The 22,740-nt window shown below is 65.0% G+C and carries 25 protein-coding genes; 15 read left to right on the top strand and 10 right to left on the bottom strand.

Features of this window, described 5'->3' with window-relative positions; translation table 11 throughout:
- Nucleotides 1–6 precede the first annotated feature (6 nt).
- From HF690_RS03925 to HF690_RS03915, 3 genes are all read right to left on the bottom strand, one after another.
- Nucleotides 7–861: a CorC family transporter gene (locus HF690_RS03925; protein WP_113066038.1), complete on the bottom strand. Its 855-nt coding sequence runs from the start codon at nt 859–861 to the stop codon at nt 7–9.
- A gap of 219 nt (nt 862–1,080) precedes the next feature.
- Nucleotides 1,081–1,557, bottom strand: coding sequence for an rRNA maturation RNase YbeY (ybeY, locus tag HF690_RS03920; RefSeq protein WP_168608484.1), 477 nt, complete (start codon nt 1,555–1,557; stop codon nt 1,081–1,083).
- Nucleotides 1,558–1,562: 5 nt separating this feature from the next.
- Entirely contained in the window at nt 1,563–2,546 is a 984-nt protein-coding gene (locus HF690_RS03915; RefSeq protein WP_168608545.1) for a PhoH family protein, read from the bottom strand.
- A gap of 119 nt (nt 2,547–2,665) precedes the next feature.
- Here HF690_RS03915 and HF690_RS03910 point away from each other — a divergent pair, with 119 nt between their 5' ends.
- From HF690_RS03910 to HF690_RS03895, 4 genes are read left to right on the top strand one after another with little or no spacing between them, the layout of a single operon-like run.
- Nucleotides 2,666–3,340, top strand: a complete 675-nt coding sequence (locus HF690_RS03910) for a TetR/AcrR family transcriptional regulator (protein WP_168608483.1) — start codon at nt 2,666–2,668, stop codon at nt 3,338–3,340.
- Entirely contained in the window at nt 3,337–4,311 is a 975-nt protein-coding gene (locus HF690_RS03905; protein WP_168608482.1) for an HlyD family secretion protein, read from the top strand. Before HF690_RS03910 ends, HF690_RS03905 begins: the two co-directional genes overlap by 4 nt.
- A gap of 20 nt (nt 4,312–4,331) precedes the next feature.
- Nucleotides 4,332–5,285 (top strand): ATP-binding cassette domain-containing protein, encoded by a 954-nt coding sequence (locus HF690_RS03900; protein WP_168608544.1) that lies wholly within the window; start codon nt 4,332–4,334, stop codon nt 5,283–5,285.
- Nucleotides 5,282–6,394, top strand: a complete 1,113-nt coding sequence (locus HF690_RS03895) for an ABC transporter permease (protein WP_113066034.1) — start codon at nt 5,282–5,284, stop codon at nt 6,392–6,394. The genes HF690_RS03900 and HF690_RS03895 overlap by 4 nt, the downstream gene beginning before the upstream one ends.
- 151 nt (nt 6,395–6,545) lie before the next feature.
- Here HF690_RS03895 and miaB read toward each other — a convergent pair whose 3' ends face one another.
- On the bottom strand, nt 6,546–7,892 hold the full coding sequence (gene miaB / locus HF690_RS03890) for a tRNA (N6-isopentenyl adenosine(37)-C2)-methylthiotransferase MiaB (protein WP_113066033.1): 1,347 nt from the start codon (nt 7,890–7,892) through the stop codon (nt 6,546–6,548).
- Nucleotides 7,893–8,206: 314 nt separating this feature from the next.
- Between miaB and HF690_RS03885 the strand changes: the two genes are divergently transcribed.
- Nucleotides 8,207–9,046 (top strand): lytic transglycosylase domain-containing protein, encoded by an 840-nt coding sequence (locus HF690_RS03885; protein WP_240151539.1) that lies wholly within the window; start codon nt 8,207–8,209, stop codon nt 9,044–9,046.
- A gap of 8 nt (nt 9,047–9,054) precedes the next feature.
- Here the strand turns inward: HF690_RS03885 and HF690_RS03880 are convergent, their stop codons facing one another.
- On the bottom strand, nt 9,055–10,290 hold the full coding sequence (locus tag HF690_RS03880; protein ID WP_113066032.1) for a S1C family serine protease: 1,236 nt from the start codon (nt 10,288–10,290) through the stop codon (nt 9,055–9,057).
- 188 nt (nt 10,291–10,478) lie between these two features.
- Here HF690_RS03880 and petA point away from each other — a divergent pair, with 188 nt between their 5' ends.
- The 5 genes from petA to HF690_RS03855 all read left to right on the top strand — a co-directional run bounded on the left by petA (nt 10,479) and on the right by HF690_RS03855 (nt 14,271).
- Complete coding sequence (petA, locus tag HF690_RS03875) at nt 10,479–11,084, top strand: ubiquinol-cytochrome c reductase iron-sulfur subunit (protein ID WP_168608480.1); 606 nt, start codon at nt 10,479–10,481, stop codon at nt 11,082–11,084.
- Entirely contained in the window at nt 11,084–12,376 is a 1,293-nt protein-coding gene (locus tag HF690_RS03870) for a cytochrome b (protein WP_113066031.1), read from the top strand. The genes petA and HF690_RS03870 overlap by 1 nt, the downstream gene beginning before the upstream one ends.
- Nucleotides 12,369–13,112: a cytochrome c1 gene (locus tag HF690_RS03865; RefSeq protein WP_113066030.1), complete on the top strand. Its 744-nt coding sequence runs from the start codon at nt 12,369–12,371 to the stop codon at nt 13,110–13,112. Before HF690_RS03870 ends, HF690_RS03865 begins: the two co-directional genes overlap by 8 nt.
- 69 nt (nt 13,113–13,181) lie before the next feature.
- Nucleotides 13,182–13,805, top strand: a complete 624-nt coding sequence (locus HF690_RS03860) for a glutathione S-transferase N-terminal domain-containing protein (protein WP_168608479.1) — start codon at nt 13,182–13,184, stop codon at nt 13,803–13,805.
- Nucleotides 13,806–13,836: 31 nt separating this feature from the next.
- A complete protein-coding gene (locus HF690_RS03855) occupies nt 13,837–14,271 on the top strand; it encodes a ClpXP protease specificity-enhancing factor (RefSeq protein ID WP_113066028.1) in 435 nt (144 codons plus the stop codon).
- A 36-nt stretch (nt 14,272–14,307) separates the two neighbouring features.
- Here HF690_RS03855 and HF690_RS03850 read toward each other — a convergent pair whose 3' ends face one another.
- From HF690_RS03850 to HF690_RS03835, 4 genes are all read right to left on the bottom strand, one after another.
- Entirely contained in the window at nt 14,308–14,682 is a 375-nt protein-coding gene (locus tag HF690_RS03850) for a DUF3301 domain-containing protein (RefSeq protein ID WP_168608478.1), read from the bottom strand.
- Nucleotides 14,683–14,722: 40 nt separating this feature from the next.
- The gene (gene nadC / locus HF690_RS03845) at nt 14,723–15,592 is read right to left on the bottom strand and encodes a carboxylating nicotinate-nucleotide diphosphorylase (protein WP_168608477.1); all 870 of its coding nucleotides are present in this window, start codon (nt 15,590–15,592) and stop codon (nt 14,723–14,725) included.
- The gene (locus HF690_RS03840) at nt 15,589–17,904 is read right to left on the bottom strand and encodes a DUF1631 domain-containing protein (protein ID WP_168608476.1); all 2,316 of its coding nucleotides are present in this window, start codon (nt 17,902–17,904) and stop codon (nt 15,589–15,591) included. Before HF690_RS03840 ends, nadC begins: the two co-directional genes overlap by 4 nt.
- Before the next feature lie 125 nt (nt 17,905–18,029).
- Nucleotides 18,030–18,293 (bottom strand): Trm112 family protein, encoded by a 264-nt coding sequence (locus tag HF690_RS03835; RefSeq protein WP_113066024.1) that lies wholly within the window; start codon nt 18,291–18,293, stop codon nt 18,030–18,032.
- A gap of 34 nt (nt 18,294–18,327) precedes the next feature.
- On the opposite strand from HF690_RS03835, the gene purE reads away from it, so the two are divergent.
- Both purE and HF690_RS03825 read left to right on the top strand, forming a co-directional pair.
- The gene (gene purE / locus HF690_RS03830; protein WP_113066023.1) at nt 18,328–18,834 is read left to right on the top strand and encodes a 5-(carboxyamino)imidazole ribonucleotide mutase; all 507 of its coding nucleotides are present in this window, start codon (nt 18,328–18,330) and stop codon (nt 18,832–18,834) included.
- Nucleotides 18,831–19,985 (top strand): 5-(carboxyamino)imidazole ribonucleotide synthase, encoded by a 1,155-nt coding sequence (locus HF690_RS03825; RefSeq protein WP_168608475.1) that lies wholly within the window; start codon nt 18,831–18,833, stop codon nt 19,983–19,985. The genes purE and HF690_RS03825 overlap by 4 nt, the downstream gene beginning before the upstream one ends.
- A gap of 76 nt (nt 19,986–20,061) precedes the next feature.
- On the opposite strand, the gene HF690_RS03820 is transcribed toward HF690_RS03825, so the two are convergent.
- A complete protein-coding gene (locus HF690_RS03820) occupies nt 20,062–20,640 on the bottom strand; it encodes a superoxide dismutase (RefSeq protein ID WP_113066021.1) in 579 nt (192 codons plus the stop codon).
- Between the two features lie 131 nt (nt 20,641–20,771).
- On the opposite strand from HF690_RS03820, the gene grxD reads away from it, so the two are divergent.
- The 3 genes from grxD (at nt 20,772) to HF690_RS03805 (ending at nt 22,598) form a co-directional block, all read left to right on the top strand.
- Nucleotides 20,772–21,113 (top strand): Grx4 family monothiol glutaredoxin, encoded by a 342-nt coding sequence (gene grxD / locus HF690_RS03815; RefSeq protein ID WP_113066020.1) that lies wholly within the window; start codon nt 20,772–20,774, stop codon nt 21,111–21,113.
- Nucleotides 21,110–21,901, top strand: a complete 792-nt coding sequence (locus HF690_RS03810; protein ID WP_338042869.1) for an SDR family NAD(P)-dependent oxidoreductase — start codon at nt 21,110–21,112, stop codon at nt 21,899–21,901. The genes grxD and HF690_RS03810 overlap by 4 nt, the downstream gene beginning before the upstream one ends.
- A gap of 97 nt (nt 21,902–21,998) precedes the next feature.
- Nucleotides 21,999–22,598, top strand: a complete 600-nt coding sequence (locus tag HF690_RS03805) for a YhgN family NAAT transporter (RefSeq protein WP_113066019.1) — start codon at nt 21,999–22,001, stop codon at nt 22,596–22,598.
- Nucleotides 22,599–22,740: the final 142 nt, after the last annotated feature.

Here is a 22,740-nt window from a genome sequence, read left to right as displayed (position 1 = left end):
CGCAGGTCAGTCCGTTTCCGCAGTCTGCGGCTGCACCCGGAACTGGTGCACGCGACGATCGTCGGACTGGGTGACGTGGAACAGCAGTCCCTCGAGCTCGGTTTCCTCGCCGGTTTCGGGGAGATGGCCGAACTCGGCGGTGATCATGCCGCCGATGGTGTCGAATTCCTCGTCGCTGAACGCCGTGCCGAGACTCTCGTTGAAGTCGGCGATCGGCATCAGCGCGCTGACCAGGTAGCCGCCATCGGACAGCGGCTGGATCATCACTGGCGGCTCTTCGTCGTCGTGCTCGTCGTCGATCTCGCCGACGATCTCCTCCAGCACGTCCTCAATGGTGATGAGGCCGGCGACGCCGCCGTATTCGTCCACCACCAGCGCCATGTGGTTGTGGCTGAGGCGGAACTCGGCCAGCAGCACATTCAGGCGCATGGATTCGGGAATCAGCACGGCCGGGCGCAGCAGGGCGCGGATGTCGAAGCGCTCGCCGTCGCTGACGTGCTTGAGCAGATCCTTGGCCAGCAGGATGCCGAGAATGTCGTCCTTGTCCTCGCCATGCACCGGGAACCGCGAGTGACCGGATTCGACCACGGTGTCGATGATGTCCTTGAACGGCGCGCTGGCCGGGATCATCACCATCTGCACGCGCGGGATCATGACGTCGTCGACGTCCAGCTCGGTCACCTTCAGCGCACCCTCGACCATGCCCAGCGTATCGCTGCTGAGCAGACCGTTGTTCTGTGCGGTGCGCAGCTCTTCCAGCAGCTCATCGCGGCTGCGCAGTTCACCGGAGAAGAGATGGCCCAGACGGTCCCACCAGGATTTGTGGGTCGGGCCGTTGGTACTTCCGGGGTCCTCGTTCATGCCTTTCGCGCGGTTCTTAGTATGCAGGTGGTCGTCGATTCTAGCGCAAAGCCATGACGGCTCCTAACCGTCTGTTCAATCGCGAATTGTGGGTCGGGTCGCGGATCGAGGCATCGCATGGGCCGGGTATGAGCCGTCAGAACATGGCATCCGGCTGAGCATGCCGGGGGCATCGCACTCGCTGTCGGCCGGGGCAGGTTGTCCAGATCCGAGTCTCCCTCAGCGCGACAGGTAGGGATCGTCGATGCCCAGGTCCGCCAGAATGCGGGTTTCCAGGGCTTCCATGCGTACTGCGTCGGCGTCTTCGATGTGGTCGTAGCCGAGCAGATGCAGCACGCCGTGCACGGTCATGTGCGCCCAGTGTTCGCGTGCGGGCTTGTTCTGCTCCGCGGCCTCGCGGACGACCACGGGTGCGCAGATCACCAGGTCGCCGATCAGCGGCAGGTCGACGCCGGGCGGCAGTTCGGCGGGGAAGGACAGCACGTTGGTGGCGTAGTCCTTGCCGCGGTAGGCGGCGTTGAGCGCGCGACCCTCGTCCGCATCGACGATGCGGATCGACAGTTCGGCCGGCTTGCGCCGATGTACAGCACGCAGTGCGGCAGCGACCCAGGCGCGGAAGCTGGCGGGCGCGGGCACGCCGCGGCGCGGCGCGGCGTAGCCCAGGTGGACGAGCGGTTCGGTGGGGGCGGTGGCCATGCGGCTCAGTTCCGCTCGTCGCCGTTGGCGAGGTCGGCCGCCTCGTACGCGCGCACGATGCGCGCGACCAGCGGATGGCGCACCACGTCGCGGGCGGTGAAGAAGGTGAAGCTGATGCCGTCGACGCCGCGCAGCACCTCGATGGCGTGGCGCAGGCCCGAGCGTGCATTGCGCGGCAGGTCAACCTGGGTCACGTCGCCGGTGATGACCGTGACCGAGCCGAAGCCGATGCGGGTCAGGAACATCTTCATCTGCTCGACGGTGGTGTTCTGCGCCTCGTCGAGAATCACGTAGGAATCGTTCAGCGTGCGTCCGCGCATATAGGCCAGCGGCGCGATCTCGATGACATTGCGTTCGATCAGCTTGGCCACGCGCTCGAAGCCGAGCATCTCGTACAGCGCGTCGTACAGCGGGCGCAGGTACGGATCGACCTTCTGGCTCAGGTCGCCGGGCAGGAAGCCGAGTTTCTCGCCGGCCTCCACCGCCGGGCGCACCAGCAGCACGCGCTGCACGCGGTTGGCTTCCAGTGCCTCGACCGCGCTGGCGACGGCCAGGTAGGTCTTGCCGGTGCCGGCCGGGCCGATGCCGAAGTTGATGTCGTTGGTGGCGATGGCGTGCAGGTAACGCGCCTGGTTCGGGCCGCGGCCGCGGATCACGCCGCGCTTGACCTTGATGACGACTTCCTGGGTTTCTTCGGCCAGGTCATCGCTCAGCGCGTCGACGCCGGATTCAGTCAGGTGCAGGTTGACGATGGGGCCGGTCAGGGACTCGGTCTCGGTCACTTCGTAGAGCGCACGCAGGACCTTTTCCGCGGCGCTGGCGGCGGCATCCTCGCCGATCACGCGGAAGATGTTGCCGCGGTTGTTGATCTCCACGCCGAGGCGCAGCTCGATCTGGCGCAGGTGTTCGTCGAACGGGCCGCACAGGTTGGACAGGCGAGCGTTGTCGACGGGATCGAGGGCGAAATCGTGTTGGTTGAGCTTGGTCATCCCGCGAGGGTAGCGCGCGGCGTCGACGCGGGCCATATCGGCGTCATGGCGGACGGAGGTTTGGCGGCACGGTGCATTGGGTCATTGCTTTCAATTAATCATTGAATTAATTTGTACACATGACTACGCCCACTTCTTCCCATCGCCGTCGCACGCGTGGCGCCGGCCGTCCCAGCGGCGAGGACCGCGATCTGCGCGAGGCCCTGCTCGATGCCGCGATCCAGCGGTTCGTGCGGGTCGGCATCGGCGCGACCTCGCTGCGATCGATCGCGGACGAGGCCGGTGTGACGCCGGCCATGCTGCACTACTACTTCGGCGACAAGGAACGCTTGGTGCAGGCGCTGATCGGCGAACGTCTGGCGCCGGCGCTGACGCAGGTGCAAGAACGCATGCAGGCGGCCGGCGACGATCCGGCGAAACTGATCGAGTGCTTCGTGCGCGGGATCGGCGAAGTGATCCGCACGCATCCCTGGCTGCCGCCGCTGTGGGTGCGCGAGGTGTTGTGCGAGGGGGGCGCGCTACGTCAGTTGCTGTTCCACGAAGTGGCGCCGAAGCTGCCCCGCATGCTGGCCGAGCGTCTGACGGAAGCGCAGAAGGCCGGGCGCTTGCCGGCGCATCTGGATCCGCGCATGGTCGTGGTGTCGCTGGTGGGGCTGACGCTATTTCCTGCCGCGGGCGCGCCGATCTGGCAGCAGGTTTTCGATATGGAGGCGTCGGCCACCGACGCCATGACCGAACACGCGTTGAGCCTGCTTTCGCAGGGGCTGCAAATGGACCTCGGAGGCGGGGCATGAACATCAGATCGATGGGAGCGGTCGTGGTGGGCATGACGGTGGCATTCGTCATGCTTGCGTCCGGGTGCAGCCGCGAGTCTCCGCGCGCGCTGGGCACGCTGGAATACGATCGCATCACATTGCCGGCCGTTGCTTCCGAGCGAGTGGTGCGCGTGGCCGTGCGTGAAGGCGAGCGCGTGCACAAGGGGCAAGTGTTGCTGCAACTGGATCCGACGCAGACCCAGGCTGCGCTGGATGCGGACGAGGCGCGCATCCGTCAGCAGCAGGCGCTGCTGGAGCAGCTTGTCGCCGGTCCGCGCAAGGAGGACATCGCGCAGGCCCGGGCCAATCTGAAGGCGGCGCAGGCACAGGCGCAGCAGGCCCGCGACTACTACCGCCGCGTGCAGCCGCTGGGCGGTTCCGACTACGTGTCCGCTTCGGACGTCGACAACGCACGCGCCGCCATGGACCGCGCCACGGCGCAGGTGGCCGCCGCGCGCGCTGCGCTGGATGTGCTGCTGCACGGCACGCGTCCGGAGCAGATCGCGCAGACCCGCGCGACGCTGGCGGCGACCCGGCAGCAGGCGCGCGCGCAGCAGGTCTACCTGGACAAGCTGCGCATCGTCGCGCCGCGCGACGGGATCGTCGACAGTCTGCCGTACCGTCTCGGCGACCAGCCGCCGGTCGGCGCGCCGCTGGCGGTAATGCTGGTGGGCAAGGCGCCGTACGCGCGCATCTACGTGCCCGAGCCGTTGCGTGCGAGCGTGCATGACGGCGATCCGGTGCAGGTGTACGTCGACGGTCGCGACAAGCCCCTCGCGGGCCATGTACGCACGATCCGCCGCGAGCCGGTCTACACGCCGTACTACGCGCTCAACGGCGAGGACACCGCGCGACTGAGCTACCTGGCCGAGGTGACGCTGGGCTCGGACGCGGCAAAGCTGCCGGCCGGGCTGCCGGTGCGCGTGACGCTGCCGGAGGCGAAACGGTGAGCGCGGAGGTCGAACCGGCCATCCGCGCGCGCGGCCTGACGCGTCGTTTCGGCGAGCTGGTGGCCGTCGATCATGTCGATCTGTCGGTGCCGCCGCAGCGCGTCTACGGTTTCCTCGGACCCAACGGGTCGGGCAAGTCGACCACCATCCGCATGCTCTGCGGGCTGCTGACGCCCAGCGAGGGCGAGATCGAAGTGCTCGGCCTGCGCGTGCCGGCCCAGGCCGAGGAGCTGCGCCGGCACATCGGCTACATGACGCAGAAGTTCTCGCTGTTCGAGGACCTGACCGTGCGCGAGAATCTGGAATTCATGGCCGCGGTGCAGAGCGTTCCACGCGAGCGCACGCGGGCGCGCATCGACACGCTGGTCGAGCAATACCATTTCGAGGACCGCCAGAAACAACTGGCGGGCACCATGAGTGGCGGCCAGAAACAGCGTCTGGCACTGGCCGCGGCGGTGATTCACGAGCCGCAGCTGTTGTTTCTCGACGAGCCGACCAGTGCGGTCGATCCCGAGTCGCGTCGCGACTTCTGGGAAAAGCTGTTCGAGCTGACCGATGCCGGTACAACACTGTTGGTCTCCACGCACTACATGGACGAGGCCGAGCGCTGCCACCGGCTGGCGATTCTCGACCGCGGACGGCTGGTCGGCGACGGTACGCCGGCGCAGATGACTGCAGCGCTGGAAGGGCGCTCGTTCGTCGTGATCTCGGAGCGGCCGCGTCGCGTGCAGCACGCGCTGTCGGCGCTGCCGGGTGTGCTCAGTGCGGCGCAGATTGGTGCTTCGCTGCGCGTGCTGGCCGATGCGGCCGATGTGGAGAGTGAGGCGGCAGCCGACTCGCTGCGCGCGCGTCTCGAAGACGCGGTGCACAAGGTCGATCCGAAGGCGCGTTTCGCGCCCGCCGAGCCGAATCTCGAGGATGTCTTCGTGGCGGCCACGCACGATGGCCGTGCGCAGCGGGAGGCCGCGGCATGAACATGCGCCGGCTCTGGGCCATCGTCCTCAAGGAGCTGCGCCAGATGCGTCGCGACCGCATCACGCTGGCGATGATCCTGGGCATTCCCATCTTCCAGCTGATCCTGTTCGGCTACGCCATCAATCTGAATCTGCGCGGTCTGGACGCGGGCATCGTGGATCAGGCGCATACCAGCGCTTCGCGCGCGCTGGTCATGGATATGTTGGCGACCGGCGTCATCAAGGCCACCGCGCGCGCGGACACGCCCGAACAGCTGATGACGCTGTTGCGCAAAGGGCGCATCAGTGTCGGCATCGTGATTCCGCGCGACTACGAACGGCGTCGCGCGGAGGGACGCGCGGTGGCGCAGATTCTGGTCGACGGCAGCGACACCGCGGTGCAGAGCGCGGCGCGGCAGCTGGCGCAGGTGCCGATCACCGACGACACGTTGCCCGACCTGCGCGCCCCGCCGACCAGCACGCCACGGGAAGGACGCATCCGTGTGGTCGCCTTCTACAACCCGGAGCGGCGCTCGGCGGTCAACATCGTGCCCGGCCTGATCGGTGTGATCCTGACCATGACCATGGTGCTGTTCACCGCCATCGCCATCGTGCGCGAACGCGAGCGCGGCAATATGGAGCTGCTGATCGCCACGCCGCTCACGCGCAGCGAGCTGATGGTGGGCAAGGTGCTGCCGTACGTCATCATCGGCCTGGTGCAGACCTGCCTGATTCTGGCGCTGGGCGTGTGGCTGTTCGCGGTGCCGGTGCGCGGCTGGCTGGTCGACGTGTTCGTTGCCGCGATCCTGCTGATCGTCGCCAACCTTGCGCTGGGTCTGCTGATTTCGACCAAGGCCAAGTCGCAGTTCCAGGCCACGCAGATGATGATCTTCGTGTTCCTGCCGTCGATCCTGCTATCGGGCTTCATGTTCCCGTTCGCCGGCATGCCGAAGGTGGCGCAATGGATCGCCGAGGTGCTGCCGCTGACGCATTTCCTGCGCCTGATCCGCGGCGTGATGCTGCGCGGCGCGGGGCTGTGGGAGCTGTGGCCGGACGTGCTGGCGCTGGTCGGCTTTACCGCGGTCATGATGACCGTGGCGATTGCGCAGTTCCGCAAGCGGCTGGATTAGCGGCAGTTCGAACGTGGTGTCCAGATTGGATCGCCACCTGTTTGTACCGTCATCCCGGCGCAAGCCGGAACCCAGTGCCTTCGCTTCGGAACCCGTCGCTGGATCCCGGCTTGCGCCGGGATGACGACCAACTTCTTTCTGGTACGGGACTTCAGGCGACCTGCTGGTCGTCGCCCAGATGCACGCGTCCGCGCAGTGAGTTGGCCATGGCTTCGGTGATGAGCACGTCGACGAACTGGCCCTTCATGCGTGCGTCGCCGGGGAAGTTGACGAAGCGCATGTTCTCGGTGCGGCCGGTCATCTCGTTCGGGCTCTTCTTGCTCGGGCCTTCGACCAGCACCGTCTGCACCGTGCCGACCATGCCTTCGCTGATGGTCTTGGCGTTGGCGTTGATGGCGGCCTGGAGGCGCTGCAGGCGTTCGCTCTTGACCGCGTCGGTGGTGTCGTCGGGCAGGTTGCTGGCCGGCGTGCCAGGGCGACGCGAGTAGATGAAGGAGAAGCTGTTGTCGAAGCCGATGTCCTCGATCAGCTTCATGGTCTGCTCGAAGTCGCGGTCGGTCTCGCCGGGGAAGCCGACGATGAAGTCCGAGCTGATGGAGATGTCCGGACGCGCCTGGCGCAGTTTGCGGATGCGCTGCTTGTACTCCAGCGCGGTGTAGCCGCGCTTCATCGCCGCCAGGATGCGGTCGGAGCCGGCTTGCACGGGCAGGTGCAGGTAGTTGGCCAGCTTGGGTACGTTGGCGTAGGCCTCGATCAGCGAGTCGGAGAACTCGACCGGATGCGAGGTGGTGAAGCGGATGCGACCGATGCCGTCGATCTCGGCGATGGCGTGGATCAACAGTGCCAGGTCGGCGATGCCGCCGTCGTGCATCGGGCCGCGATAGGCGTTGACGTTCTGGCCCAGCAGGTTCACTTCTTTCACGCCCTGCTCGGCGAGCATCGCGACTTCGCCGACCACGTCGTCGAACGGGCGCGAGATTTCCTCGCCGCGGGTGTAGGGCACCACGCAGTAGCTGCAGTATTTGGAGCAGCCTTCCATGATCGACACGAACGCGGTCGGGCCTTCGGCGCGCGGCTCGGGCATCGCGTCGAACTTCTCGATCTCGGGGAAGGAGATGTCGACTTGCGGCTGACGTTCGCGGCGGCTCGACTCGATCATCTCCGGCAGGCGGTGCAGCGTCTGCGGGCCGAACACCAGATCGACAAACGGCGCGCGCTTGACGATGGCGTCGCCTTCCTGGCTGGCCACGCAGCCGCCGACGCCGATCACGACCTTGTCATTCTTCGCCTTGAGCTGCTTCCAGCGGCCGAGCTGGCTGAACACCTTCTCCTGCGCCTTCTCGCGGATCGAGCAGGTGTTGATCAGGATGACGTCGGCCTCGGAGGCATCGTCGGTCAGTTCCAGCCCGTGGGCGGCCTTCAGTACGTCGACCATCTTGGTCGAGTCGTACTCGTTCATCTGGCAGCCGTGGGTCTTGATGAAAAGCTTGCCGCTCATGGCGATTCAATGGGTTATCAGTGAACAGCGCAGTGTACGCCGGGTGCACAGGCTCCGCCAGTGGCGGCATCGTGTGCGGGTTCGCGCGTTGCGGCTCCCCTCGACCCCGAAGCGCTCATGCCGTGCGCGAAGCGTGATCGGCTGCACTTGGCAAAATACCAGTGAAAGCGCACACTTGGCGCATGGTCACTGCCGTTCGCCATGGGGGAAGCGGCGGCCGCCCGGCCCCCCTTTTCTCGCTTCGTTGTCGTCGTCTGCTGCAGGCGGTGCTTCTGCTCGCGTGCGTGTGGACGCTGCCGGCGCAGGCGACGAACATGTACCGCTGCACCGGCACCAGTGGCGAAACGGTCTTCACCACCAGCAAGGCGGGATATCGCGATTGTCACCGCATCCGGCTGGCGGATGACAAGGTTTCGCGGCATGCGCCGGCCGCGAAGAAGTCCGCTAGTAAAGCTGCGGCCGGGTGGCAGTATCGCGAGGGGACGGCGGCCAAGGCACCCTCGCTGCCCGCTGCCGACAAGCAGGCGGGTGTGCGTGTTCTGCGCGGCGCGGTCTACAAGGTGGTACACGCCGACGGCAGCATCGAATACACGAACGTGCGCCCGCGCGGAAAGAAGGCGCGGCATGCGCGCACCCGGACGTTGTTCACCTACATCGCCACCTGCGCGGCCTGCGATGTGCATTCGCGTATTGACTGGTCCCGCGTGCCATTGCGGTTGTCGGTCTATGCCAGCGCGATCCGGCTGGCGGCGAGTCGCTATGGCGTCGATCCGGCGCTGCTGCGCGCGATCATTCACGCCGAGAGTGCGTTCAATCCGCGCGCGGTCTCGGCCAAGGGGGCGCAGGGATTGATGCAGTTGATGCCCGCCACGGCCAGCGACATGGGCGTGCACGATGCGTTCGATGCCACGCAGAACATCGAGGGCGGCGCGCGTTACCTGGCGCAGTTGCTGAAGACTTTCAATGGTGACGATCGCCTGGCTGCCGCGGCGTACAACGCCGGTCCGGATGCGGTGCAGAAATACGGCGGTGTGCCGCCCTATGCGGAAACCAAAGTTTACGTGCAGCGCGTCACGACGCTGCATCGTCGTTATCGGCAAGCCATGCAGCACAACGACGCGGTGGCTTCCGCCGGTGCCGGTCACGCCGGCTAAAACAGGCCCTATGGATTCTGCCCCTGCTGCGACTGCTGCTGTTGCGGCGCCAGCACACTGAGCGGCGGACGCTGCGTGAGCGTCAACGTGGTGCTGAACGGACGGCCCGCGCGCAACCCCGACACTTTCACCTTGGTGCCCGGTTTCATGGCGATCTCGCGGTGGCGCAGCGACGAGGGGTCGACGATGTCCTTGTCGCCGATCTGCAGCAGCACGTCGCCGGCGTGGATGCCGGCTTCGGCGGCCGGACCGCCGGGGTAGACATCGGTCACCCACACGCCGCGCGCCGCCGGCGGCAGTCCGCTGTTGGCGCTGATCGGCACGCTGGTGTACTCGATGCCGAGCCATCCGCGCACGACATGGCCCGTGTCGATGATCTGATCCAGCACATTCTTGGCCGTGGAAGCCGGAATGGCGAAGCCGATGCCTTCGGCACCGCTGGCGCGCCCGAGCAGGGCGGTGTTGATGCCGACTAGGTTGCCGCGTGCATTGACCAGCGCGCCGCCGGAGTTGCCGAAGTTGATCGCTGCGTCGGTCTGGATGAAATCTTCCGGACTGACTGCATTGAGCTGGCGACCGATGGCGCTGATGATGCCCATGGTCACGGTCTGGCCGATGCCGAACGGATTGCCGATGGCAAGCACCACGTCGCCGACGCGGATCGGGCGACTGGCGAGATGGATCGCGGGCAGGTCGCTGGCGTTGACCTTCAGCACCGCAAGATCGGTGTCCGGGTCCGAGCCGACCACGCTGGCCTCGGCCACGCGACCGTCGTAGAGCAGCACCTGGATGTTCTGCGCGCCGGCAATGACGTGGTTGTTCGTCAGCACGTATCCCTTGCTGTCGAGGATCACGCCCGACCCCAGATTCTGTTCGCGGCGTCGCTGCGCGGGCCCCGTCGGGATGTCGCCCAGCATGCGCTGCAAGGACGGGTCCGAGTAACGCAGCACCGGCTGTTCGGTGACCACGCGATTGGCGTAGATGTTGACCACGGACGGCGCGGCGCGCGCCACGGCATTGGCATAGGAGCTGGGTGCCGACGGAGCATTGTGCGACGGTGCCGCAGCAGGATGCCCGGCAGAGGCCGCCCGGGCGGTGGATGCCGGTGCGGCAGGCGCGAGCCCGAGTCGGGCGCGCAATGCGTCACCGCTTTGCGGCCAAATCAATGCAATAACGAATGCGAGCGCCAGTCCGATTACGACGAAACGGGCAATAAAGGTAATCGTGTGGGCGGCTCGATTCATGCGTGCGGACAACAGCTTGTGAAAGAAAACGTACGTTCTGCGCGCTATCGACCGGACCCTGAAAGCCGCATCGTATACAGTCAGAAAGCGGGGTCCGATTGTACGCACCTGACCCTGACGCTACACTAACGCGATTTTGGGGAGCGTCCCAAAACTTAACCTCAATGGCACAAGTTCCGGAGAGCCTGATGGCGAATGAAGTCGTCGATCACGGTCGTCGCCGGTTCCTGACTGCCACCACAGCCGTGGTGGGTGGAGCAGGAGTCGTGGCGGCAGCCGTGCCTTTCATCAAGTCGTGGGAACCCAGCGCGCGCGCCAAGGCCGCCGGTGCACCAGTCGTCGCCGACATCAGCAAGGTCGAGTCGGGGCAGATGGTCCGCTACGGTTGGCGCAGCGTCCCGGTGTTCGTGGTCAACCGCACCAAGGAGCAGGTGGCCACGCTGACCACGAAGGACGTCGAAAGCCGTCTGAAGGATCCGAACTGCGACGTCACCAGCCAGCAGCCTGCCTACGCGAAGAATCCGCATCGTTCGATCAAGCCCGAGTGGCTGGTCATGATCGGCATCTGCACCCACCTGGGTTGCGTGCCGGACTACAAGCCGAAGGTCGGGCCCGAGCCGTTCGACCCGGATTGGAAGAGCGGTTTCTACTGTCCGTGCCATAAATCGCGCTACGACATCGCCGGTCGTGTATACGACGGTGTGCCGGCGCCGTTGAACATGGTCATCCCGCCGTATCACTTCATGGATGACACGCACATCCAGATTGGTGTCAATCCGAAGGGGGCTTCCTGATGGCCGGAGCAATCGCACGCTGGTTCAACGAGCGCGCTCCCGGGCTTGCGCCGATGTACCGCAAGCACATGACGGAGTACTACGCGCCGAAGAACTTCAACGTCATGTACTACTTCGGGTCGCTGGCGATGCTGGTGCTGGTCAACCAGATCCTGACCGGCATCTTCCTGGCGATGTTCTACAAGCCCAGCGCGCTGGAAGTGTTCCCGGGAACCTCCGAAGCCTTCGCGTCCGTGTACTACATCATGCGCGACGTCGACTGGGGCTGGCTGATCCGCTACATGCACACCACCGGCGCATCGATGTTCTTCGTCGTGGTGTACCTGCACATGTTCCGTGGCCTGATGTACGGCTCGTACAAGAAGCCGCGCGAACTGGTGTGGATCCTCGGCATGCTGATCTTCCTGGTGCTGATGGCCGAGGCCTTCATGGGCTACGTGCTGCCGTGGGGCAACATGTCGTTCTGGGGTGCCAAGGTGATCATCTCGCTGTTCGGCGCGATTCCGGTCGTCGGCGAGACGCTGGTGCACTGGATCATGGGCGACTTCTCGCCAGCCGACGCCACGCTGAACCGCTTCTTCTCGCTGCACGTGGTGGCCCTGCCCATCGTGCTGCTGCTGCTGGTGGTTCTGCATCTGGCTGCGCTGCATGAGGTCGGTTCCAACAATCCGGACGGCGTCGAGATCAAGAAGAAGAAGAACGAGAAGGGCATTCCGCTGGACGGCATCCCGTTCCATCCGTACTACACGGTGAAGGACCTGTTCGGCGTCGGAATGTTCCTGCTGATCTGCGCATTCATCATTTTCTTTGCGCCGAGCATGGGTGGCTGGTTCCTGGAACATGACAACTACATCCCGGCCAACCATCTGGTGACCCCCGCGGCGATCAAGCCGGTGTGGTACTTCACGCCGTTCTACGCGATTCTGCGCATGATCCCGTTCAAGTTGCCGGGCGTGCTGACGATGTTCGGCGCGATCGTGCTGCTGTTCCTGACGCCGTGGATCGATCGCGGTCAGGTCAAGTCGATCCGCTATCGCGGCACCGGCTACAAGGTGGCGCTGACGCTGTTTGCGCTCTCGTTCATCAGTCTGGGACTGGTCGGTGCGGAAGTCACCGCCGAGGCCATTCCGATGATCTTCGGTGCGAACGCGGACATCACTTCCATCGAGAACCTCTTCGGACGTTTCTGGGTGCTGGTGTACTTCGGATTCTTCGTCTTCCTCTGGGTCTACACGTACTTCGGCCTCGAAAAGACCAAGCCGGTTCCGGAACGGGTGACGACACATGACTAAGCGCGTTTTCTTTTCCATTGCCCTGACGCTTTCCCTGCTGGTCGGCGCGGTTTCCGCGCAGGCTGCAGAGGGTGGCGCCGAGCTGATGTCGGCCCACGTGAATCTGAAGGACAAGGCTTCGCTGCAGCGCGGTGCGCGCCTGTACTTCAACTACTGTTCGGGCTGCCATTCGCTGCACTTCATGCGTTACTCGCGCATGGCCAAGGATCTCGGCCTGACCGAGAAAGAGGTGATGAACAACCTCAACTTCACCGGCGCCAAGTTCCGCGGACACGCCATTGCGGCGATGCACGAGGCGGACGCGGCGAAGTGGTTCGGCAAGGCACCGCCGGATCTTTCGCTGAAGGTGGCGGAAAAGGGCTCCGACTACGTCTACAGCTACTTGAACTCCTTTTACCTGGATCCCGAGCGTCCGGTGGGCTGGAACAATGTCGTGTTCCCGAACGCCTCGATGCCGAATCCGCTGTGGGAGTTGCAGGGACTGCAGGTGGCCGAGAAGGGCAAGGCGGAAGACGGCAGCGAGGTCGTCGAGCACCTCAAGCTGGAGCAGCCCGGCCGCATGTCGCCGGAGCAGTTCCACGAGGCCACGCGCGATCTGACCGCCTTCCTGACCTATGTGTCGGAACCGGCAGCGCTGAAGCGCGAATCGATGGGCATCTGGGTTCTGCTGTATCTGGCTGCATTCACGTTCCTGGCGTACCTGCTCAAGCACGAGTACTGGAAGGACGTCCACTGATCGACGGCGACGCCTTGGTGCGGGGGAGTGCCGAGGCGTCGATCTGTTTTCTTCGAGGGGGAGGTCACCATGGTCTCTAGCGTACGCAATCGAACCGTATTGACACTGTTCACCACCAACGACGCGGTACAGTGTCATCGGGTGCGCATGGTGCTGGCCGCCAAGGGCGTGGTCTACGACCGGGTCGAGGTGAGTCCAGACAAGCTGCCGGAGGATTTGCTCGACCTGAATCCTTACGGCACACTGCCGACGCTGGTCGATCGCGATCTGGTGCTGCATGACACGTCGGTGATCTGCGAGTATCTGGACGAACGTTACCCGCACCCACCGTTGATGCCGATCGATCCGCTGTCACGGGCGCGCTTGCGATTGGCGATGGTGCGTATCGAGCATGACTGGCTGCCGCTGATCGAGACCATCGGGCAGGGCGGCCGCAAGGCGGAGACCGCGCGCAAGCATCTGCGCGAGCAGTTGCTGTCGGCGCGTCCGCTGTTCCAGGCCGCCAAGTATTTCCTCAATCCGGAACTGAGCCTGGCCGATTGCCTGGTGGTGCCCGTACTCTGGCGTCTGAAGACGCTGGGCGTGAAGCTGGGTCGCGAAGGCAAGGTCATCACGGATTACGGCGACCGCATTTTTCACAGCCCGGGTTTTGCTCGCAGTTTGAGCGACGAAGAACGGGCGATGGCCGAGTGAGCAAGTGAGCAAGACAAGCGAAAACCACGGCATGAGTTCCAACCGTCCGTACCTGCTGCGGGCGATCTACGACTGGGTCACGGACAATGGGCTGACCCCGTACGTGCTGGTCGACGCCACGCGCGCCGGTGTGCAGGTGCCGCCGCACGTCGTGAAGGACGGCCAAGTGGTGCTGAACATCGCCATGCGCGCGGTGGCGAACCTGGACCTGGGCAACGAGCGCATTGGGTTCAGCGCGCGCTTCTCCGGCGTGAGTCAGGCCGTCAGCTTTCCGGTTTCGGCGGTGCTGGCGATCTATGCGCAGGAAAATGGTCAGGGCATGATGTTTCCCGAGGATGCCGATCCGCCGCCGCCGGATGACGGCGTGGTGGAATCGGCGCCGGATGCCGATTCGGAGCAGGCCAGCGGTGACGATGGCGAGGGCAAGCCTCGTCGCGGTGCCCCGCACTTGCGCGTCATCAAGTAATTCCCTTTCCTGATCGCCGCCAGACGCCTGGCGGCATCAGTGCAGTCTGCGCGCGCGCTGCAACAGGTCGACGACCGCGTGATCCGGGTCTGCCACCTCTTCGAGGGTTCGTTGCGGCCAGCCTGTGTGCAATCCCGTCACGCGCCCGCCGGCCATCCAGAGGTGGCCGGTATGGCGATCCTGGCCGTCCAGGCTGACCTCGAAGGCATAGCGGAGCATCCATTGCGGTAGACCGTCGTGCCGACGCAGGCGCAGGCCGGACAGCCCGACGCTCTCATCCAGCAGTTGCACGCCCTGCGTCTTGCAGATGCCGCGTGCGGCATGCAGCGCGCGCTCTCGGTTGCGCATGGCCGCCAGCCACAAACCGATCGCGGCCATGAGTCCCAGCAGAAACAGCCATTCGTTGATCATGGACTTATTCTGGGTACGCCCAGAGGCGACGACAAGTGCGTCAGCGCGGGATGTGCACGCGGAACGACAGATCCACCGCATGCACGTGCTTGGTCAGTGCCCCGATCGAAATGTAGTCCACGCCGCGTCGAGCGACATCGCCGATCGAATCCAGGTCGATGCCGCCGGAGACTTCCAGTTCGACCTTGCCCTGTGCGCGGGCCACAGCGAGGTCGAGCATCTCCGGGCCGAATTCGTCCAGCATGACGCGGTCGACGCCGGCATCCAGTGCCTGTTCGAGTTCATCCAGATTTTCGACTTCGACTTCCAGCATCAGGTCCGGGTGACGCGCGCGTGCCGCAACAACGGCTTCGCGCAATCCGCCAGCGGCAGCGATGTGGTTTTCCTTGATGAGGATGGCGTCGAACAGGCCAATGCGATGGTTGTGCCCGCCGCCGCATCGGACCGCGTATTTCTGAGCCATGCGCAGACCGGGTAGGGTCTTCCGTGTATCGAGGATGCGGGTTCCCGTGCCGGCCACGGCGGCGACGTAGCGGGCCGTGCGCGTGGCGGTGCCGGACAGTGTTTGCAGGAAGTTCAGCGCGGTGCGCTCGGCGCTGACGAGCGCGCGGGCATTGCCGCGAAGACGGCACAGCACGCTGTCGGCGGCGACTCGTTCGCCGTCGCGCACGGACCAGTCGATGGCGATGCTCGGATCCAGCCGGTGAAAGCAGGCGTCGAACCAGGCGATGCCGGCCACGATGGCCTCGTCGCGGCACAGCAATTCGGCGCGGGCCACTGCGTGTGCGTCGAGCAGGTCGGCCGTGGCGTCGCCGCTTCCCAGGTCTTCATCGAGTGCGCGTTCCACGTCGCGCGCGATGACATCGCCCGCAGGCAGGGCGGGCGCATGGTGATTGTCGGTTCGGGTCATGCGTTTGGTTGCGGGGCGTTGTCGGCGTCGGATTCGGTCTGCGAATTGCGCAGACGTTCGACGATGGCATCGAGTGCGCGATCGAACAACGGAAGCTCCTCGAGTACAACGGTCTGACCGGAAGCCAGTTCGGCCGCAAATTGTTCCAGCGTCTTGTCGGCGACCTTCAGGCCGCGTCGATTGACGAACAGGTACTTGCCGCTGATCGGGCTGATCCACGAAAGCTTCGCGCGTTCCGGTCGCTCGCTGTCCGCCTGGAACTCGACCCAGGTGCCGACCTTGAGGGCGCGCACGCGTTGCACCTCGGGGCTGTCGGCTTCGGTGGCCGGCTTGGCGGTCTCGGTCTCGCTCAGCGTCTCCGGTGTGGCAATGGCTTCCATGCTCTCGGGAATCGGCATGTTTTCTTCGACGACGGCCGCCGTCGGCTCCGGTTCTTCGCGAAGATTGAGTTGGCCGTTGTAGAGCGTGTTCAGCTGCCGCATCAGGTTTTCGACGTCGCCATCCTGGAATGCGACCGTCGCCAGACCATGGCGCAGCGATTTCTCAAGCAGTGGCAGCAACTGGTTGAGCCGGGCGCGTTCGGCGTCGCCGTGGATCGGGCCGACGCTCCACACGAAGTCGTCGACGAAGCGCAGGCCGACACGGAATTCCTTGGATTCCTCGCCGTGGCGCAGCAGCGTCAGCACCAGATAGTTGGCCCAGGCACGGGTCAGGATGCCATTGACCAGGGCCGGCAGCTCGCGTCCATCGATGCGCGAAAGGATTTCCTGCGCGGCGCGTCGGCGCGCCTGCTGCAGTTTCTCGCGACCGCGCGTGGCCTCGGCGGCACGCTGCTCGGCCAGCTGCGCGCGGCGATTGGTGTTGTCGAGGAACTTGCGGAAGTCGTCCAGTTGTTGACTGAAGACCTCGATGTCGTCATCGAAGTCCGACAGCAGTGTCTCGACGACACTGCGCACCTTGTTCAGCAGACGCTGATCGCGATCGGATTCGGCCGACCAGCCCTTGGCGGCTTCGGCCAGTTCGTCGAGCAGGCGGCGCGCCGGATGGTTGGCGTGCGCGAACAGGCGCCGGTCTAGGATCGATGCTTTCAGGTAGGGGATCTGCAGACGAGCCAGCAGCACCTGCATTTCCATCGGCAGGTTGTGATCCTGCAGGATGTACTCGAACAGCATGCTGACGAGGTCGATGGTGTCCTCGTCGGCGCCCGAGACGTAGGACTTGGCCTCGCCGCGCAGATGGCTGATCTGGCGGACCAGCTGTTCCTTGAGCAGGCGCACGTCTTCGGCGGAAAGTACCGTGTCGGCGGGAATCTGCGCTGGCATCGATACCGTGCTGCGGGCCACCTCGCCCTGCAGCACGGACAGCGCGCCCAGCAGCTCGGCGGGACTCAGCGACGGACCGCTGTTGCCCATCGAGGCATTCGCGTAGCCGAAGCTCTGACGACGTTCGGCGAGCAGCGACTGCAGTGTTTCGACCAGCTTCGTGCGCAGCATCGACGGATCTTGTTCGTCTTCCTGATCTTGCTGCGCGTCGGCACTGCCGGCCGCGTTGCGGGTCGGCGTGTTGGATCGCTTGGCGCCCGGAGTACGCAACTGGGGCAGGACGCCTGCCTGGATCAGCGCGTGGTTGATCTCTTCGTACAGCGGTTCGAGGTTGTTGAGGACGTAGCGTTCGAACAGCTTGAGCACGATCAGCTTGACACGGACCTCGACCTTCAGCTCATTCATGGCCTCGCCGAAGGAACGGGTCAGCAGGGCCGGCCCGATGGGGTTGTCGGCATTGTCGACCTTGGTGCCACCGCAGATCACGGTCAGGCGCTGGTTCACCGCGAACAGACTGTGCGAAAGACGGCCTTCGGCCTTGCTGGTCATGCTGGTGACGGCCAGCGATTCTTCCAGATCGCTCTCGTCGACCAGCGACAGCTCCGGCGCGCCGCCGAAGCCGCGATGCTCGTTCTGCGAGTCGCCGTGCTCCTGGCGATGGCCGCCGGCCAGTCGGGAGAACGCGCCGGTGATCATGTCGATGAAGCTGCGCTCGATCAGCGGGCGCTTTTTGCGCACGTCGCGCATGCCATCGAAGTACTGGGTCTGCACGGCGTTGTTCTCGGCCTTTTCGGCGAGATCGAACAGGGCGTCGTCCACATTGTCGAACATGCCGCCCATCAGGCTCATCAGCCGACGCGTGCCGATGCCGCGCACCGAAGCAAGCAACTCGCCGACGCGCTCATTGCGCGGGTCACTGGCGATACTGCCGCTGCGTTCGGCCAGATCGACGATGTTGCTGAGATTGCTGCGTTCGTTGACGTTGTTCATGACGGATTCCATTGGGACGCCGCACATGCGCCCATGGGTAACATTGTCGTCCAACCGTTTTCACAAAACGTGAGGCCGTTCACGTTGTCCTGTCAGGGATCCGGATTCTTCCTCGAAAGCCCCGCTCAGAGGCTCTCGCCGAGTTGAGTGGTGCCGATGCCTTCCTCGGGAAGCATCACTGGAATGTCGTCCTCGATGCGATAGATCACACGGCCGTCGGTGGTCACCAGGGCCGCCTTAAGAGCGGCTTCCACGCGCACGCCCGCGACGGTGTCGATCTCTCCGCGCGAAATGGCTTGGTTCAGACGGTCCAGTTCGCTTGTCTGCAGAGGGCGAACCGGCGTTTTGCTGACCGGGCAGCAAAGGATGTCGAGCAGGTGTTTGTCCATGCCATTACAATAGCTTCTTTTGGATGGACCGACCATGAACTCGACCCCACCCGCTCCCCGTGTCGGCGTGGTCATGGGTTCCCGTTCCGACTGGGAAACCATGCAGCACGCCGTGGCCATGCTTGAAAGGCTTGGCATTGCCCATGAAACCCGCGTAGTGTCCGCGCATCGCACGCCGGACCTGCTGTTCGAATATGCCGAGCAGGCGGCCGGTCGCGGTATCCAGATCATCATCGCCGGTGCCGGCGGCGCGGCGCATCTGCCGGGCATGCTTGCAGCTAAGACGCGACTGCCGGTGTTCGGCGTGCCGGTACAGTCGAAGGCGCTGAGCGGCATGGATTCCCTGCTTTCGATCGCACAGATGCCGACCGGCATTCCCGTCGGCACGCTGGCGATCGGCAAGGCCGGCGCGGGCAATGCCGCTCTGCTGGCGGCTTCCGTGCTGGCCTTGCATGACGCGGACGTGGCTTCGGCGCTGGAGACCTTCCGCGCCGAGCAGACGCAGAACGTATTGGCTCACCCTGATCCGAGGCCGGCATGAGCAACGAAAAGCAGGTCATCGGTATTCTCGGCGGCGGGCAGTTGGCGCGGATGATGGTGCTGGAGGGGGCGCCGCTGGGTGCCGCTTTCCGTATCGTCGACACCGCGGAAACACCCTGCGCTGCGCAGTTCGCCCCAACCGAGCGCGCCGACTGGCGCGATCTCGAGGCGCTCGCGCCGTTCGCCGAGGCCATCGACGTGGCCACCTTCGACTTCGAGAACGTGCCGGCCGAGACCGCGCAGTGGTTGACCGAGCACGTGCGTGTGCATCCGGGGCCGCAGGCGTTGGCGGTCGCGCAAGACCGCATGGCCGAGAAGACCCTGTTCCGCGAGATCGGTCTGGACACGGCGCGGTTCGCGGCGATCGATACCCGTGCCGACCTGGATCGAGCGCTGGAGGAGATCGGCGTGCCGGCGATCCTGAAGACGCGTCGGCTGGGCTACGACGGCAAGGGCCAGTTCCGGCTGCGCGACGTGGCCGATGCGGACGCGGCATGGGACGCGCTGGGCGAGCAGGCGGCGCAGCACGGCTTGATTCTCGAATCCTTCGTGCCGTTCGATTACGAGGTCTCGGTGATTGCGGTGCGCGGGCGCGATGGCGATTTCCGCACCTGGCCACTGACGCGTAACTGGCACGCCGACGGCATTCTTTCGCTTAGTCTGGCCCCCGCGCCGGGCACGGAAGCGATTGCCGACACCGCCTTCGCCCATGCGCGTACGCTGGCCGAGCGACTGAGCTACGTCGGCGTGTTCGCGCTGGAGCTGTTCGTGAAGGATGGGCGTGTGCTTGGCAACGAGATGGCGCCGCGCGTGCACAATTCCGGGCACTGGACCTACGACGGCGCCGTGACCAGCCAGTTCCAGAACCACGTGCGCGCCGTGCTGGGGCTGCCACTGGGCGATACCGCAGTGCGGGGCTGCAGCGTCATGTTCAACTGGATCGGCGCGATGCCCGACATGGCGACCGCTTTGGCTGTGGACGACGTGCACTGGCACGATTACGGCAAGTCGCCGCGTCCGGGACGCAAGGTTGGCCATGCCACGGTCTGTGGTCCGGACTTCGCCACCGTCCGTGCCCGCGTGCAGGCGCTAGCGGAGGCGCTGGGACGCGTTGAGCAGGCCGCTCCATTGCTCGAGCTTCCCGTGTCCTGAGCATCGTGGCGCGTCTTCCGACACGAAAAAACCGGCCGCGAGGCCGGTTTTTTCGTTGTGCGGAATGTCGTCGGAATCAGGCCATGTTGCTGGCGACGAATTCCCAGTTGACCAGGTTCCAGAACGCTTCGACGTACTTCGGACGGGCGTTGCGGTAGTCGATGTAGTAGGCGTGTTCCCATACGTCGATGGTCAGCAGCGGCTTGTCGTCACCGGTGATCGGCGTAGCCGCGTTCGAGGTGTTGACGATGGCCAGCGAGCCGTCCGGACGCTGCACCAGCCAGGTCCAGCCCGAGCCGAAGTTGCCGGCCGCGGCGGTGCTGAATTCCTCGCGGAATTTTTCCACCGAGCCGAACGTCTTGGTCAGCGCGTCGGCCAGCTTGCCGGACGGGTCGCCGCCGCCATTCGGGCTCAGCGAATTCCAGTAGAAGGTGTGGTTCCAGACTTGGGCGGCGTTGTTGAACATGCCGCCGGAGGACTTCTTGATGATGTCTTCCAGGCCCATGTCGGCGAACTCGGAACCTTCGATCATGCCGTTGAGCTTGGTGACGTAGGCCTGGTGATGCTTGCCGTAGTGGAAGTCCAGGGTCTCGGCCGAGATGTGCGGCTCAAGGGCGTTCTTTTCGTAGGGAAGCGGGGGAAGCTCGATCGCCATGCTGGCTACTCCTTTTGGGCTTGAATGGATCGATGCGGCATCGTGGCGGGCTGCGCAGAGGCGGGCCGGCCGCGATACAATGATGCCTTTGGCGCGTGGCGCCCGTCGGTCATTGTAAGACTAATCAATCTATGGACGTTCTCGATCGCATCAAGGCCCTTGTCGACGAACAGCCCATCGTGCTGTTCATGAAGGGCACGCCCGCATTTCCGATGTGCGGATTTTCCAGCCGTGCGGCGGAGGCGCTGAAGAGCGTCGGCGCGCAGTTCCACGCCGTGAACGTGCAGGAAGATCCCAGTGTGCGCGCCAGCCTGCCGCACTTCGGCAACTGGCCGACGTTTCCGCAGCTGTATATCCAGGGGGAACTGATCGGCGGTTGCGACATCATCGAGGACCTGAAGGCATCGGGCCAGCTGGGGCGGATGGTGAACGACCTGCAGTCGGCGGCAATGGAAGCGGAGCGTCCGGCATGATGCCGATGATCGGCTTGCCCGCGGACCTGCAACTGGGCGAGAAGCCGCTCGACGGTCGGGTGATCGCGATCACCGGCGCCACCGGCGGTCTCGGCAGCGCGGTGGCGCATGCGGTTTCCGCCGCCGGCGCGACGCCGGTGCTGATCGGCAAGCGCAAGCGTGAGCTGGAAAAGCTCTACGATGCATTGATCGAGGCCGGCGGCGCGCAGCCCGCCATCGCGCCGATGAACCTGGAGACGGCCACACCCAACGATTTCGACGAGATCGTGGCCGCGCTCAAGCGTGAGTTGGGGCGGCTCGACGGTCTGGTTCACGCCGCGGTGATGTTCGAGGGCCTGACGCCGATGGCGATGCACAAGCCGGACGAGTGGCTGAAGGTGATGCAGGTCAACGTATCCGCGCCCTTCGCTCTGACCCAGTCATGCCTGCCGGTGTTGCAGGAAGCCGCGGACAGCGCCGTGATCTTCGTCACCGACGATCCTGAACGCATGCAGCGTGCGCACTGGGGTGCCTATGGCACCAGCAAGGCTGCGGTCGAGCGCATGGCGGCGATCCTGCACGACGAGACCGACGATTCTTCCTTGCGCGTGCACACCCTGCTGCCGGGTCCGATGCGTACGTCGCTGCGGCGCATGGCCTGGTTCGGCGAGGACACTATGAAGCATCCGACGCCCGACGCCACGGCCGAAGCCGTGGTCTTCCTGCTTTCCGCCCAGGGCGCGTCCGCACGCGGCCGGACTCTGGACCTGCGCCCGGCGCCGGACGCTCAAGTCACCGACGCCGCCTGATTTCCGGCGGCGGCCCGCGTATCTTCGGATGGCGCGTGCGCGCCGCGAACCCACTCCTGATCGCCTACTACCTGCGGAAACGTCCATGGAAGCTCACATGACCCCGCTGTCCGCCGGACTCCTGTTGTTCCTGATCATGGATCCGCTGGGCAATATTCCGTTCTTCCTCAGTCTGCTCAAGCACGTGCCGCCGCAGCGGCGCCGCTGGGTGGTGATCCGCGAGCTGCTGATCGCGCTGGCGGTGCTGTCGGCGTTCCTGGTCGGCGGGCAGTACATCCTCAATCTGCTACAACTCAAGCAGGAGTCGGTCAGCATCGGCGGCGGCATTGTGCTGTTCCTGATCGGTATCCGCATGGTGTTCCCGCCGGCCGACGGCGGCATCTTCGGCAAGCCGGGCGAGGGCGAGCCGTTCATCGTGCCGATGGCGATTCCCGGCGTGGCCGGTCCTTCGGCGATGGCGGCGTTGCTGCTGCTGGCCAACAACCAGCCGGGCCGACTGATGGAGTGGGGCATCGCGCTGTTCCTGGCCTGGCTGGCGACCTCGGTGATCCTGCTCAGCGCCACCTATCTGTTCCGCTGGCTCGGCGAAAGCGTGCTGACCGCGCTGGAGCGGCTGATGGGCATGCTGCTGATCGCGCTGTCCGTGCAGATGTTCCTGGCCGGCGTCGCGGCGTACTTCAAGGCGGCCGGCTTCTAGCGACGACGCGTTCTTCCAGGGGCTGGATCGGACCCTCGGGGCTCGTGCATACTGGGCCGTATGGAGAGGCCCGCAGGACTGTCATAATCGGTCCCGTCGGCTGTAGAGCTTCTGTAACATGGCATCGTCACAGTAGCTGTGC

Source organism: Oleiagrimonas citrea (genome assembly GCF_012395255.1).
GTDB lineage: Bacteria > Pseudomonadota > Gammaproteobacteria > Xanthomonadales > Rhodanobacteraceae > Oleiagrimonas > Oleiagrimonas citrea.
The sequence above is the reverse complement of the archived record's forward strand: the minus strand, read 5'-3'. Positions and strand labels throughout refer to the sequence as shown.

What these genes read in the sequence shown, in the direction of transcription:
- HF690_RS03805 (WP_113066019.1), top strand. Translation starts at nt 21,999, where the DNA reads ATGACCCCGCTGTCCGCCGGACTCCTGTTGTTCCTGATCATGGATCCG.
- HF690_RS03835 (WP_113066024.1), bottom strand. Translation starts at nt 18,293, where the DNA reads ATGGACAAACACCTGCTCGACATCCTTTGCTGCCCGGTCAGCAAAACG.
- nadC (WP_168608477.1), bottom strand. Translation starts at nt 15,592, where the DNA reads ATGACCCGAACCGACAATCACCATGCGCCCGCCCTGCCTGCGGGCGAT.
- HF690_RS03870 (WP_113066031.1), top strand. Translation starts at nt 11,084, where the DNA reads ATGGCCGGAGCAATCGCACGCTGGTTCAACGAGCGCGCTCCCGGGCTT.
- HF690_RS03825 (WP_168608475.1), top strand. Translation starts at nt 18,831, where the DNA reads ATGAGCAACGAAAAGCAGGTCATCGGTATTCTCGGCGGCGGGCAGTTG.
- HF690_RS03925 (WP_113066038.1), bottom strand. Translation starts at nt 861, where the DNA reads ATGAACGAGGACCCCGGAAGTACCAACGGCCCGACCCACAAATCCTGG.
- grxD (WP_113066020.1), top strand. Translation starts at nt 20,772, where the DNA reads ATGGACGTTCTCGATCGCATCAAGGCCCTTGTCGACGAACAGCCCATC.
- ybeY (WP_168608484.1), bottom strand. Translation starts at nt 1,557, where the DNA reads ATGGCCACCGCCCCCACCGAACCGCTCGTCCACCTGGGCTACGCCGCG.
- HF690_RS03915 (WP_168608545.1), bottom strand. Translation starts at nt 2,546, where the DNA reads ATGACCAAGCTCAACCAACACGATTTCGCCCTCGATCCCGTCGACAAC.
- HF690_RS03895 (WP_113066034.1), top strand. Translation starts at nt 5,282, where the DNA reads ATGAACATGCGCCGGCTCTGGGCCATCGTCCTCAAGGAGCTGCGCCAG.
- HF690_RS03850 (WP_168608478.1), bottom strand. Translation starts at nt 14,682, where the DNA reads ATGATCAACGAATGGCTGTTTCTGCTGGGACTCATGGCCGCGATCGGT.
- HF690_RS03905 (WP_168608482.1), top strand. Translation starts at nt 3,337, where the DNA reads ATGAACATCAGATCGATGGGAGCGGTCGTGGTGGGCATGACGGTGGCA.
- purE (WP_113066023.1), top strand. Translation starts at nt 18,328, where the DNA reads ATGAACTCGACCCCACCCGCTCCCCGTGTCGGCGTGGTCATGGGTTCC.
- HF690_RS03840 (WP_168608476.1), bottom strand. Translation starts at nt 17,904, where the DNA reads ATGAACAACGTCAACGAACGCAGCAATCTCAGCAACATCGTCGATCTG.
- HF690_RS03865 (WP_113066030.1), top strand. Translation starts at nt 12,369, where the DNA reads ATGACTAAGCGCGTTTTCTTTTCCATTGCCCTGACGCTTTCCCTGCTG.
- HF690_RS03860 (WP_168608479.1), top strand. Translation starts at nt 13,182, where the DNA reads ATGGTCTCTAGCGTACGCAATCGAACCGTATTGACACTGTTCACCACC.
- HF690_RS03820 (WP_113066021.1), bottom strand. Translation starts at nt 20,640, where the DNA reads ATGGCGATCGAGCTTCCCCCGCTTCCCTACGAAAAGAACGCCCTTGAG.
- petA (WP_168608480.1), top strand. Translation starts at nt 10,479, where the DNA reads ATGGCGAATGAAGTCGTCGATCACGGTCGTCGCCGGTTCCTGACTGCC.
- HF690_RS03885 (WP_240151539.1), top strand. Translation starts at nt 8,207, where the DNA reads ATGTACCGCTGCACCGGCACCAGTGGCGAAACGGTCTTCACCACCAGC.
- miaB (WP_113066033.1), bottom strand. Translation starts at nt 7,892, where the DNA reads ATGAGCGGCAAGCTTTTCATCAAGACCCACGGCTGCCAGATGAACGAG.
- HF690_RS03855 (WP_113066028.1), top strand. Translation starts at nt 13,837, where the DNA reads ATGAGTTCCAACCGTCCGTACCTGCTGCGGGCGATCTACGACTGGGTC.
- HF690_RS03810 (WP_338042869.1), top strand. Translation starts at nt 21,110, where the DNA reads ATGATGCCGATGATCGGCTTGCCCGCGGACCTGCAACTGGGCGAGAAG.
- HF690_RS03910 (WP_168608483.1), top strand. Translation starts at nt 2,666, where the DNA reads ATGACTACGCCCACTTCTTCCCATCGCCGTCGCACGCGTGGCGCCGGC.
- HF690_RS03880 (WP_113066032.1), bottom strand. Translation starts at nt 10,290, where the DNA reads ATGAATCGAGCCGCCCACACGATTACCTTTATTGCCCGTTTCGTCGTA.